Source organism: Granulicoccus phenolivorans DSM 17626 = NBRC 107789 = JCM 15570 (genome assembly GCF_000423085.1).
Classification (GTDB): domain Bacteria; phylum Actinomycetota; class Actinomycetes; order Propionibacteriales; family Propionibacteriaceae; genus Granulicoccus; species Granulicoccus phenolivorans.
In genome coordinates this window covers 85080-96577 of record NZ_AUHH01000008.1, presented here as the reverse complement: position 1 = coordinate 96577, position 11498 = coordinate 85080, and the positions used below count along the sequence as shown (strand labels likewise).

10 protein-coding genes are annotated in these 11498 nt (G+C 65.0%); 8 read left to right on the top strand and 2 right to left on the bottom strand.

The genetic code is table 11. From position 1 onward, the window contains the following. The first annotated feature begins 2 nt into the window (after nucleotides 1–2). Nucleotides 3–308: a thiamine-binding protein gene (locus G531_RS25105; RefSeq protein WP_081683796.1), complete on the top strand. Its 306-nt coding sequence runs from the start codon at nucleotides 3–5 to the stop codon at nucleotides 306–308. On the opposite strand, the gene G531_RS20235 is transcribed toward G531_RS25105, so the two are convergent. After that, entirely contained in the window at nucleotides 213–1751 is a 1539-nt protein-coding gene (locus G531_RS20235; protein ID WP_081683795.1) for a B12-binding domain-containing radical SAM protein, read from the bottom strand. The genes G531_RS25105 and G531_RS20235 overlap by 96 nt on opposite strands. A 108-nt stretch (nucleotides 1752–1859) precedes the next feature. Between G531_RS20235 and G531_RS24340 the strand changes: the two genes are divergently transcribed. Together G531_RS24340 and G531_RS0103785 are read left to right on the top strand one after the other, a co-directional pair. Continuing rightward, nucleotides 1860–2483 (top strand): toxin-antitoxin system HicB family antitoxin, encoded by a 624-nt coding sequence (locus tag G531_RS24340; protein ID WP_051215003.1) that lies wholly within the window; start codon nucleotides 1860–1862, stop codon nucleotides 2481–2483. A 210-nt stretch (nucleotides 2484–2693) separates the two neighbouring features. Beyond that, on the top strand, nucleotides 2694–3926 hold the full coding sequence (locus tag G531_RS0103785) for a flavin-containing monooxygenase (RefSeq protein WP_035757240.1): 1233 nt from the start codon (nucleotides 2694–2696) through the stop codon (nucleotides 3924–3926). A gap of 60 nt (nucleotides 3927–3986) precedes the next feature. Here G531_RS0103785 and G531_RS0103780 read toward each other — a convergent pair whose 3' ends face one another. Beyond that, nucleotides 3987–4772, bottom strand: coding sequence for an enoyl-CoA hydratase/isomerase family protein (locus G531_RS0103780; protein ID WP_026926230.1), 786 nt, complete (start codon nucleotides 4770–4772; stop codon nucleotides 3987–3989). A gap of 239 nt (nucleotides 4773–5011) precedes the next feature. Here G531_RS0103780 and G531_RS24335 point away from each other — a divergent pair, with 239 nt between their 5' ends. From G531_RS24335 to G531_RS0103755, 5 genes are all read left to right on the top strand, one after another. Continuing rightward, nucleotides 5012–5668, top strand: coding sequence for a TetR/AcrR family transcriptional regulator (locus tag G531_RS24335; RefSeq protein WP_051215002.1), 657 nt, complete (start codon nucleotides 5012–5014; stop codon nucleotides 5666–5668). Between the two features lie 406 nt (nucleotides 5669–6074). Beyond that, a complete protein-coding gene (locus G531_RS20220; protein WP_051215018.1) occupies nucleotides 6075–7637 on the top strand; it encodes a bifunctional 3-(3-hydroxy-phenyl)propionate/3-hydroxycinnamic acid hydroxylase in 1563 nt (520 codons plus the stop codon). 60 nt (nucleotides 7638–7697) lie between these two features. Then, entirely contained in the window at nucleotides 7698–8576 is an 879-nt protein-coding gene (locus G531_RS0103765; protein ID WP_217996384.1) for a VOC family protein, read from the top strand. A 63-nt stretch (nucleotides 8577–8639) separates the two neighbouring features. Then, nucleotides 8640–9491: an alpha/beta fold hydrolase gene (locus G531_RS0103760; protein WP_026926228.1), complete on the top strand. Its 852-nt coding sequence runs from the start codon at nucleotides 8640–8642 to the stop codon at nucleotides 9489–9491. Between the two features lie 133 nt (nucleotides 9492–9624). Continuing rightward, nucleotides 9625–11202, top strand: a complete 1578-nt coding sequence (locus tag G531_RS0103755; protein WP_026926227.1) for an AMP-binding protein — start codon at nucleotides 9625–9627, stop codon at nucleotides 11200–11202. Nucleotides 11203–11498 lie beyond the last annotated feature (296 nt).

The following is an 11498-nucleotide window of genomic DNA, read 5'->3' as shown; positions in this document are numbered from 1 at the left end:
ACATGTTGGTTGCCTTCTCTGTCAGCCCCTCCGCATCCGGTGCCGACGGCTCGGTGCACGACGCCGTGGCCGCGGCGGTCAAGGTGGTCCGCGACTCCGGACTGCCGAACCGGACCGATGCCATGTTCACCACCATCGAGGGGGAGTGGGACGAGTGCATGGCCGTGGTGAAGCGGGCCTGCGAGGCGGTCGCCGCGTACGGGCCGCGTGTGTCATTGGTTCTGAAGGCCGACATCCGGCCCGGGCACACCGGGGAGCTGACCGGGAAGGTTGAGCGGCTCGAGGCTGCGCTGGACGACCTGGGCTGAGCCGGCGGAGCTGTTCGGACCGGGCAGATGGCGCAGCTTGCGTCCCTCCCGGGCCCGGTCCGCGGCGACGCTGCGCTGCCAGAAGAATTCGCCGGCGAACAGCAGCCGGTTCAGGCCGCGGTCACGAACCAGGCTGCGCAGCAGCCGGGGTACCGAGTAGACCTTGCGACTGGCGTGGACCAGTTCGCGGTTCAGTTCCGCGGGGGTCATGTTCGTCGGGTAATGGACAACGTTGCCGGTGAACTTCGACCAGTCCCGGTGGATCAGCCGGTGCTGGTGGGTCTGCCAGACCGGGGTGCCGGGGACGAAGTACATCGACTGCACCAGCATGCCGCGGATGTCGTTGTCGATCACGAAGTCGGCCAGCCGGTCCCCGACGCCGGCGGTGTGGGTGTCGGCACCGAGGATGAACAGGCCGCGGGCGTTCAGGCCGTGGCGCTGGATGTTGCGGATCGAGGCCAGGACGTCGTCGTGGGTGCATTTCTTGTGGTAGGCCTCGAAGGAGTCGTCCTCGAGGAACTCGATGCCCAGGGCCAGTTCGAAGAAGCCGGCGCGTTTGAGCAGTTCCAGCAGTTCGTCGTCCAGGCCGACCTCCCAGCGCGCCTGGGCGGTGAACCGGTAGCCGCGGAAGTCCTCCTCGGCCATCGCCTCGAGCACCGAGATCGCCCAGGGGCGCAGCGCGAAGAAGTTGTCATCGACGATCCAGCAGGCCTTGTTCAGTCGGGGGAGTCGGCGCTGCTCGTAGAAGTCGATGGTGTGGTGCAGGTCGGCGATCACCGCTTCCGGCGTACGCCCGCGCATCTTCTTGCCCCAGTGACGGACCACCGCACAGTAGTCACAGCGGAACGGACAGCCGCGGGAGGCGAGCACCTGCGGCCACAGCGCGTTGTGGCCGACCATGGCGGCGTAGTTGTGGACCAGGGAATGGTCCGGGGAGCGCTCGATATCGGTCGGGGCGACCCGCTCACCGGTGTGCACGAGCCGGCCGTCGCGCCGGTGGGCGACGCCGCGGAAGTCGATCGGCCGGTCGGCGGCGAGGGCGTCGAGGAACTCCAGGATCGACTCGTCGGCTTCGCCGAGCAGGACGTAGTCGGCGTGCTCGGTGGCCTCGGGGTAGTTGAGTGAGGGATGCATCCCGCCGAGCACGATCATGGCGTCACTGTTGGCTCGAATGTGCGCCGCCAACTCGTAGGCCCGGGGTGCGGCGAAGGTGAAGGCTCCGATGAAGACGAGGTCGGCATCCAGCACGTCGGCCCAATCGATCCGGGCGATCGACTCGGAATAGAAGTAGGTGTCCGGTACCCGGTCGCGGACGATCGTGGCCAGCAGCGTCAGGCCCAGTGCGGGGTTGCGCAGATACTTGTCGTAGGTGACCAGATTGCGCAGCGAGCGGCGATAGGGGAGGTTTCCGGGTTCGAGGAAGCGGACCTTCCGAATGTCCATGGCTCAGCCTAGGCATCCGGCGGGGTCAACCGCCGGCGTGCAGCATGGCGTCAAAATAGCGTCCAAAAAGGTCTTGTATGACGTCAAGAATGGTGTCATTCTGAAGTCATGCAGATGTCAAAGTATGTGAACCGAGTCCAGGAGCAGCTCGTTGCGACGACCGCCCTGGCCGATGAGAACACCCAACAAGTCGCCCAGAAGCTCGGGGCGTCCCTGGAATCCGCGCTGCGGCTGGCCCTGGTGGAGGCGTTGAGTGACGCCGCCGTCGAGGCGAGCGAGACGGGGGTTCCGATCGAAGTCCGGATCGTCGACGGGGAACCGCACTTCGTCCCGCAGTTCCCGGAGGCGCCGTTCGAGGCGCCGACCGGTGAGGACGAGGCGACGTCGCGGATCAGCCTGCGGCTGCCGGAGTCGGTGAAGAAGCGCGTGGATGACGCGGCCGAGGAAGACGGCCTGTCGGTGAACGCCTGGATCACCCATGCCGTGGTCGGCAAGCTGCGCCGTGGCATGCGCGGTGGTCCCGGTGGCGGGCAGTGGGGCTCCGGGCCGTGGGGTCCGCCCGGGCGTGGCCCGTGGGGTCCCGGTCCGTGGGGTCAGGGTCCGTGGGGTCCGCCCGAGGGTGGGCCCGGGGAATTCCGCCGTGGTGGTCGCGGAGGCCACCGGCGCGGTGGTCGGCGGGGGCCGCGGGGCCCCGAGAGCTGGGAAGGGCCCGAGTCCGAGTCCCAGGAATGAGCACTGACCGGTGGCGAACGTCGTTTTCGGTGCAGCAGATGCGCGCAGAGCTCGGCCAAAGTGCCTCTGACTGGACCGGGTCGGATTCTGCTGCACCGCAAACGACGATCCGTGCGCGAGCCCCCGAAACGCAGGACGGCCGCGGGTGTGTGATGTGCGCCATACTGTGAGCGAGGGGGTCGCGCGTACGCCCAGAACCGCAGGTGGATCATGGCCGCCGAGAACAGGGACGTGGTTGTCATCGGGGCCGGGCACGCCGGCCTGGCGGTCAGTCACGAATTGAGTGTCGCGGGGGTCGATCACGTCATTCTGGAGCGCGCCGCCGCGGTGGCCAGCGCCTGGGCGGGTCGGTGGGACTCCTTCACCCTTGTCCTGCCGAATCACACCATCCAACTCCCCGGACGTCTCTACGGCGGGGATGACCCGCACGGTTTCCTCGCCCGGGACGACGTGGTGGCGCTGCTGCGGGAGTACGCCGACTCGTTCGCCGCACCGGTGCGCACGGGCGTGGAAGTGACCTCCCTGCGGCCGCGCCCCGACACACGGCTGGAATTGCGCACCGCGGCCGGCGACAGCATGGTCGCGCGTGCCGTGGTCGTGGCGACCGGGGCGTACCAACGACTGCGCCGCCCGGCGTGGGTCGCGGATGTGCCGGACGCGGTGCGCGTGCTGGAGGTGGGGGAGTATCGCAACCCGGGAGCGCTCCCCGAGGGCACGATCTTGGTCGTGGGGTCCGGCCAGAGTGGCTGTCAGGTCGCCGAGGACCTTGTCCTCGCCGGGCGATCGGTGGTGCTCGCCTGCGGCAGGTCGACCTGGAGCCCGCGCCGGGTCGGCGGGCAGGACTTCGTTGACTGGCTCATCCTGGTGGGTTTCATGGACACCAAATCCGACCAACTGCCCGATCCTCGAATGCGCCTGTTCGGCGGAGGCCAGATGACCGGCCGGGACGGGGGACACGATCTGACCACACGCACCCTCCGGGCGGCGGGGGTGCGGCTCGGGGGCCATCTCACCGGGGTCGAGCACGGTGGGGCGCGGTTCGCCGGTGACCTCCGCGAGAGCGTGGCTTGGGGGGATCAGCGCTACGCGATGCTGTGCGGGCTGATCGAGCGCAGGTGTGGCGAGCTGGGCGTGACTCCTCCCGCACTGCCCGGACCTGAGCCTTTCGTGGCTGATGAGCTCGAGTCGCTGGACCTCGGCGAGGTTGGCGCCATCGTGCTCACGACGGGCTTTCGGCCGGCGTACGCTTCCTGGATCGAGCCTGCGGACGCGTTTGACGAGATGGGCCTGCCGTTGCAGACCGACGGTGCTTCGAGTGTGGTACCCGGGCTGTTCTTCTCCGGCACCCCGTTCCTGCGGAGCCAGAGTTCGGCACTCCTGCGCGGGGCTCCCGACGATGCGCCAGTTGTTGCGGCGGGGGTGCTGCGGCACTTGGCTTCGTAGAATCCGCGGTTCTGGACGGATCGGTGACTCGGCCCACAGCTCACTCCCAGCCGTCCAGGGTCATTCCGGCGCGGTGGCGGGGTCACCCGAGCGGGGTTTCAGCCGGTTGACTGCCGCACGAAACTGTGACGAGTCGCGAGCTCGGGCGGACGCGGTGAAGAAACTGCCGTTCCGCGAGACCGGAGCCCCGCCAAGATCCACCAGTCCCTTCTTGGTGGCGCCCACCGCAATGGGTGATCTGCCCGTGAGGCTTCGAGCGTACGCGGCGGTCGCCGACTCGAGGCCCTCACCCTCGGTGACCTGGGTCAACAGCCCGAGCGCGAGGGCTTCATCGGCAGGAACCATCCTTCCTGTCAGCACCAGGTCGACCACTCGCGGCTTGCTGAGGTACTGGGTGAGTTGGCGAACCGGGCACGGCAGGCCCACAGTCACCTCGGGCCAGGCGAGAGTTGCCCGGTCGCTGGCGATTCGGAAGTCGCAGGCCAGTGCGATCTCAGCGGCCAGGCCGATGCAGGGGCCATCAATGGAGGCGATGGTCGGCAACGGGAGTTCAGCAATCAGGTCGCAGACTCGTTGAATTTGCTCGAGAAAGGCCATCCACTCTTCGGAGCCCAGCGCCGCCACGTCAGGCAGATTGGCTCCCGCGGAGAAGATGCCCGGACGCCCGGACAGGATCAGCACACTCCCCTCGGGGGCGGCGGGCGGGTTCGTGACCACAGTCTCCAAGTCCTGCAACATGCTGGGGCTGATGGCGTTCACCTTGTTGGGGGCATCGATCCGGACTGAGATCACGCTCCCTGCGACATGCACCTGGATGCTCGGTCCCGCTGCGTCGTCCGCGTTCACGGTAGCTCACCTTGGCGCGCTGTCGTTCGAACCTGAGGCTGCATCGATACTCCCGAGGAGAATAATCTAAAGCATTCGCTGTAGAAAGTTGAGTCAATCTAGTCATCCAGACTCGATGACGTCAAGGGGCCGGGAGTGGCCGGCGGATCAACCGGTCGTCGCAACACTCGTTGGCGCTGTTGCATCCACCGGTGAGTCCCGTCAGCCATCCAGCGTCCGGGTCGGTTAGGGTTTGCGGCATGGCTGGTCGGGCGAAGGTGAACTGGCGTACTAGCCAGGGGGAGCGCACCGTCGATGAGATCCTCGACACGGCAAGCCGGATGATGTCGGAGCAGGGGTACGACGGGGTCAGCGTTGCCGCCTTGTCCAATGAGGTTGGCGTGAATGTCAGTTCGATCTACTGGCACTTCGGGTCAAAGGCAGGCCTGCTTGCAGCCCTCATGGAACGTGGTGCCGTCCGGTACTTTGCCGAAATCGATCGGGCCATGGCCGCGCCGCCTCCCTTGGCGTCCGCGTCCGAGCGTATTGCGTGGGCGATGGCGCAAGTCGTGGACGTAGTTAGCAGTCATCGAGAGTTCCTGCGCTTGCTTATGCTGCTGGGATTGCACTCGCGTGACCAACCGACCATCGAGGGTGTTCAGCGGGTCTGGGCCGAGGGGCGCGCGAGTGTGTACCGCCATCTGCGCTGGGCGCTTTCCGGGGAGTACGGGCAGGAGATCGCCGCAGCCATCGCCGACGAGATCGTCGATTTCACCGTTGTCCACATCAACGGTGCGTTCCTGTCCAGCGAGATCCGCGCCGACCTGGAGTTCGCCCGGCTGGTGGAAGCTTTGGTCAACTCGCAGATTATTCTCAGCGAGCAGGCTGTGGACCGGTACCGATCGCAGAACCCATAGTTCGACGCGTCGCCCATAGTTCGACGCGTCCGAGTTGCACCAGCGCATCGCACGGGGGTGGCCCCCGGCGGGCAGTGCATCGTTGTTCTGCCGAACGCTGGATGTGTGCGGTGCTGGCGTCGGGACCTGTCTGACGCGCCGACACGGGGTCGACCCCGATCTTCTGACGTGCCCAACGGGCGACGTGCGGCGCCCTGCTGTGATGAGGGCCACATGGGCCGGCAAGTGTCCGGTGATCGGTCAGGCCGCCGTGTCGTCCCAATCCGTTCGCTGAGCAGTTGCGCACCTTTGAAAACCCACTCTTGACATCAGGCCGTGGATGGACTGTTATAAAGCTCACACAAACCTAAAGCGATCACTTTACGAAGACTCTTTGACCGGCGGCTTCTCCGCCTTGGAGGTTGACATGACCCATTCCCCATTCGATGCGGATGTCGCGATCATCGGCTACGGGCCATCAGGCGTGGTCGCGGCGAACGCGTTGGGGCAGTACGGAATCTCGGCCATCGCGTTGGAGCGTGAGGTTGACATCTATCCCCGGGCACGAGCCGTCACCGTGCATGAATGGACGATGCGCTGCTTGCAGAGCCTGGGCCTGGACGAGGAGGTGAAGAAGGACACCGATGTCTCGCGGGCGTTGCGATGGATCACCTACGACGGCCAGGAACTGATGCGGATGAACTCCCTCCCCGGCAATTTGGGGCACGAGCAGGCCTACGCCATCTACCAACCGCTCCTGGAGGAAACGCTGCGCAAGGGCGTTGAGCGCTATGAGCAGGTGAGTGTTCGGTATGGGAATGAAGTGACCGCAGTGGATCAGGACGCTGAGGGCGTCACTGTGACCATGAGGTCGCTCGGGAGCGGCGAGACCAGCACGATCCGGACGAAGTACGCCCTGGCGTGCGATGGCGGGTCAAGCTTCACGCGAAAGTACCTCGACGTGCCGCTCGAGGGGGAAACCCTGCCCGTGCGTTGGATCATCATCGACGCAAAGGTCAAGCGGTGGTGGCCCAACCGCCACATCCTCACCTTCTGGTCCGACACCGAGCGACCTGTCGTGGACATCGCCCTCAGCCGTGGCAACCACCGGTGGGAGATGCCGCTCAAGGCCGACGAGACCGATGCGGACTTCGACAGCGCGGACAAGGTGTGGCCACTGCTGGAAGCCTTCGGGGTCACCCACGAGGATGTCGACCTGCACCAGTGGGCGTTCTACAACCACAACGTCAGGTTCGCCAAAGACTGGCGGGTCGGTCGAGTTTTCCTCGTCGGTGATGCCGCTCACCTGATGCCGCCGTGGGCAGGTGCGGGAATGCAGTCGGGAATGCGGGACTCCTTCAACCTTGCTTGGAAGCTGCGCGAAGTGATCCAGGGCCGTCTCCCGAGCGGCCTTCTCGACAGCTATCAGCCCGAGCGGGAACCGAACGTCCGCTTCTACACCGACCTGTCGGTGCAGATGGGACGGCTGGTCAAGCAGGAGATGTCGCCCGAGGAGATGGCCGCAATGGCCCCCAAGCCCGGGGAGCTTCCTCCGATGCTGCTGCCTCCCTTCTATGTGGACGGCTGGTTCAGTGCGACCCCGACTCCTGAATCGGCGGTGGGAAAGATGATTCCCCAGCCGCGCGTCGGGGATCCTCGTGGCGTGATCGACTTGCTGGACGCCCATCTTGGCAATGGATTCGTGCTACTGGGCGACGGGATCGACCCGGCTGAGGTCCTGACGGTCGAGCAGAAGGCAGGCTGGGATTCGCTGCTGGCCAGGTATATCGCGGTCCGTCAGCCGGACCAGGGAACTGCGGGGCCCGATGAACTGATCGATATCGAAGGCACACTCTTGGAGTGGATGCGGGGGCACGGCGTCCGGGTGATCGCGGTCCGGCCCGACAAGTTCGTGGCCGCCAGTGATTCAGCCGGTCTCGACGTCCCGACCAGCACAGTCGCTGGGGAACCCGCCCCCGCCACCAAGTGACGCACCCAACCGTCACTTCGCCATTCAGCCATCAACAAGGAGAACAAGATCATGACCAGTGTGAAGGAACTCGGGTACTACGGTTTCGAAGTTTCCGACCTGCAGGCCTGGGAGAAGTTTGCCGTCGACGTCGTTGGCATGACCATCGGGCGCAAGGACGAGAAAACGCTCTCGCTTCGGCTGGACGAACATGCGTACCGTCTCGTGCTCGAGCAGGGGCCCGCCGATGATGTGACTTTCCTCGGATTCGATTGCGGGACCGACGAAAACCTGGACGCTCTCATCCAGCGGCTGCAGCAGGCCGGGCATTCCGTGGAGGACCGCACCGGGGAGTTGGCGGCCCGCCGTCTGGTCAACCGGATTGCGGTCGTCGAGGACCCGCTGGGGATCCGGGTCGAGCTCTTCGTCGGTCCCACGATCGCCGAGGCTCCCTTCGTCTCACCAGTCACGAAGTCCGGTTTCGTGACCGAGGGATTGGGGGCCGGCCACGCGGTTCTCGTCGGGCCGGATCGTGACGCCCTGGTCAACTTCTACACCCTGCTCGGGTTCGAGATCAGCGACTACATCAAGCAAGAGGTCGCCCCTGGGGTGGCGATCGAGTTCGCGTTCATGCACTGTAACGGTCGGCACCACACGTTGGCTTTTGCCGGAGCCCCCTTCCCCAAGCGAATCGATCACTTCATGGTGGAAGTGCGGGACTCGACCGATGTCGGCCTGGCATACGACCGTGCCCTCGATAACGGCGTACCGATCTCGCGAACCTTGGGTCTGCATCCGAACGATCGGATGTTCTCGTTCTACGCTGCCACTCCCTCTGGATTCTCCATGGAGTACGGGCACGGCGGGGTGGAGATCGGGCCCGATTGGGAGATCGCCCACTACGACCATGTGAGTGTGTGGGGTCACCGACCCCCCGCCGCTGAGGCGCCTTCCCACTGAATCACGAACGGATCGCATCACGAACGGATCGCCCGACCACCTTCTAGACCACGAGGAAGAACCTTGTCCCAAGAACAGCATGAACTCACCTACGAGAGCACCCAGCGGACCGTCAGGACTCGCGACTGGACGATCAGTTACCACGAGGCAGGTGAAGGACATCCGGTCATCCTCCTGCACGGTAGTGGCCCGGGAGCAGCCGGATGGGTGAACTTCTCGGCCAACATCGGCCCCCTCGCCGAGCATTTCCATGTGTACGCAATCGATTTGCCGGGGTGGGGAGCATCCGACCCCTGTACCCGTGATCAGTTTGATCCCGTGGGCGCCACTCTGCAGTTCATGGACGCACTCGGTATCGACAAGGCGGCTATCGTGGGCAACTCGATGGGTGGCGGTGCCGCCCTCGTCATCGCCGACGATCACCCGGAACGGATCAGCCACCTGATCACCATGGGCGCCCCGACCGGGTTCGGTCCGAAGCTCTTCAGTGCAGGAGACGGGCCCACCGAAGGTTTCAAGGCTCTGGTCCATGCGTATCGCACGCCAACCCCCGAGGCCATGCGCAATCTTGTCGAGGTCATGGTCTACGACAAGTCGTACGCAACTGAGGAAATCTGTAACGAGCGCGCGCGGCTGGCGAGCAGTCGTCCTGAGCACCTGACGAACTTTCTCGACACGCTCGCGAACGGGAGCACGCCGTTCGCCGACCTTGAGCGGTTGCGCGGGTCAAAAGTTCCGACTTTGCTGATTCACGGCCGGGACGACCGGGTCGTGACGTACGAGAACTCACTCATTCTGGTGGCACATATTCCGAACTCCCGCCTCGTCCTGCTCAACCGTTGCGGCCACTGGGTGATGATCGAGCACGCGGATGAGTTCAACCGACTCGTTGTGGATTTCGTGAAGAACAACTAGGTCTGGCGGCCGGACGTACCTGGCCGGCCTGTCGAACCCAGGTACTTCCTTCCGCGGCGCACGCGGGCTTTCCCCCAGTTCAGCTCGGTGGGAAGGCCCGCGTCCGTCCCTGACCTCGAATCGATGAGAAGCGATGATCACAACCACGCTGAACCTTCCCCAACTAGTCGCACAACGTGCCGCCCAAATCCCTGACGATTGCTATCTCCAGGATGTGGCCGGACCGAGCATGACCTACGCAGAGGCGCATCAAGCGGCGCTGCACTGGACTGCGGCCCTCGATGCCCTCGGTGTCACCGCAGGTGGCACGGTGGCGACCATGCTCCCGCCGGGCATCGACTACACCGCCCTGGTGCTCGGGATTGCCTGGAGCCCGGGCGTCGAGGTGCCGATCAACAACGCTGCCAAGGGTGCTCTCCTCCAGTACATCCTCGCCGACTCGGCCGCACAGGTGCTCTTCATTCATGAGCGGCTGCTCGCCGCTCTCGACCTCGTCGATCTGGCAGCGACCGGGGTCAGGGCGGTGATCGTGTTTGGTGAAGCGTTGCCGGACCGGCCTGAATCCGCAGTTTCGTGGCGCACTGCCTCGGACGTCCTTGCGGCCACCCCCACCGCTGCTGACGCATCCGGACTGCAGGGACCTCGAGATCGAGCCATTGCCTGGATCATGTACACCTCCGGCACCACCGGACAGTCCAAAGGCGTGATGTGCACGTGGCGTCAGGTGCGTGAAAGCACGGCCTGTATGGCGCCGCTGGACCAGATGTCTCCCGGGGACGGCTACTACTCGGTGCTCCCGCTGTTCCATCAAGCCGGCCGGGCAGCCCTCTTTGCCGCAGCCATGTTCGAGGGACGCTGTGTGTACCGCGCATCCTTCAAGACTGATCGATTCTGGTCCGACATCGCCGAAACGCGGTGCACCGCCACCATGATGATGCCGGTGATGGCCAAGTTCCTGTTGGCCGCGCCCCCCTCCGACCTGGATGCCTCGACACCACTGAAGTACGTGGCGATGGTTCCGCTGCTTCCGGAGATCGACGCATTCCGGAACCGGTTCGGCGTCACCGCCCGGACCGGATTCAACATGACCGAGCTCGCGATGCCCATCCTCACCGAAGGTTTGGACCAGACCGTGGCCGGAAGCTGCGGCAAGGTTCGCGACGGCTTCGAATGTCGCCTGGTCGATTCCGACGACCAGGAGGTGGCAATCGGCGAGACGGGTGAACTCATTGTCCGGGCCCGCGAACCGTGGACGCTGATGGCCGGCTATTGGAACCAACCCGAGAAGACCGTCGAGGCATGGCGCAATCTCTGGTTTCACACCGGAGACTCATTCTTCCGAGACGATGACGGCAACTACTTCTACGTCGACCGGCTCAAGGACGCGTTGCGTCGCCGCGGGGAAAACATCTCCTCCATTGAAGTGGAAACCGAGATCAATGCCCACCCCGCGGTGGCCGAATCCGCCGTCATCGGTGTGCCTGCCGAGGATGGCGAACAAGAAGTCATGGCCTTCATCCGTGTCGAACCCGGTCACACGGTCACCGAGGCGGATGTCTACCAGTTCCTGCAGCCCCGGCTCGCTCGCTACATGCTGCCCCGCTATATCCGATTCATCGACTCATTCCCGAAAACGGAGGCGACCCTGCGGATTCAGAAGGCGAAGCTCCGCGAGATCGGTGTCGATGGTCAGACATGGGAATCGGCCTGACGACCCAGTTGGCGAGCCTTCCTCAACCAGCCCGCGCACCGGCGACGGCGCGCAGCGAAGGCTTGACAACGCCGGCGTGGTCAGCCGTAACCTATGTCACACAAATCTAAAGTGATCGCTTTGGGTAGTCTAGGAGGTCCCATGGAGGATTTGCACCGTTTGCCGGCGGATCATCCGGCCCGCCAAGTTGGGTCGGGCGACCTCCGCGTGGTCGCCCCGTGTACCACCACCGCCGCCCAGCGGATCCACAAGGACGAACCGCGTATGGTCGGTGTCGATTCGCGGGCCTGGAACTT

Bases quoted from the DNA above. Each gene is read 5' to 3' on its own strand.
- G531_RS25105 (WP_081683796.1), top strand. From the start codon at position 3: ATGTTGGTTGCCTTCTCTGTCAGCCCCTCCGCATCCGGTGCCGACGGC.
- G531_RS20235 (WP_081683795.1), bottom strand. From the start codon at position 1,751: ATGGACATTCGGAAGGTCCGCTTCCTCGAACCCGGAAACCTCCCCTAT.
- G531_RS24340 (WP_051215003.1), top strand. From the start codon at position 1,860: ATGCAGATGTCAAAGTATGTGAACCGAGTCCAGGAGCAGCTCGTTGCG.
- G531_RS0103785 (WP_035757240.1), top strand. From the start codon at position 2,694: ATGGCCGCCGAGAACAGGGACGTGGTTGTCATCGGGGCCGGGCACGCC.
- G531_RS24335 (WP_051215002.1), top strand. From the start codon at position 5,012: ATGGCTGGTCGGGCGAAGGTGAACTGGCGTACTAGCCAGGGGGAGCGC.
- G531_RS20220 (WP_051215018.1), top strand. From the start codon at position 6,075: ATGACCCATTCCCCATTCGATGCGGATGTCGCGATCATCGGCTACGGG.
- G531_RS0103755 (WP_026926227.1), top strand. From the start codon at position 9,625: ATGATCACAACCACGCTGAACCTTCCCCAACTAGTCGCACAACGTGCC.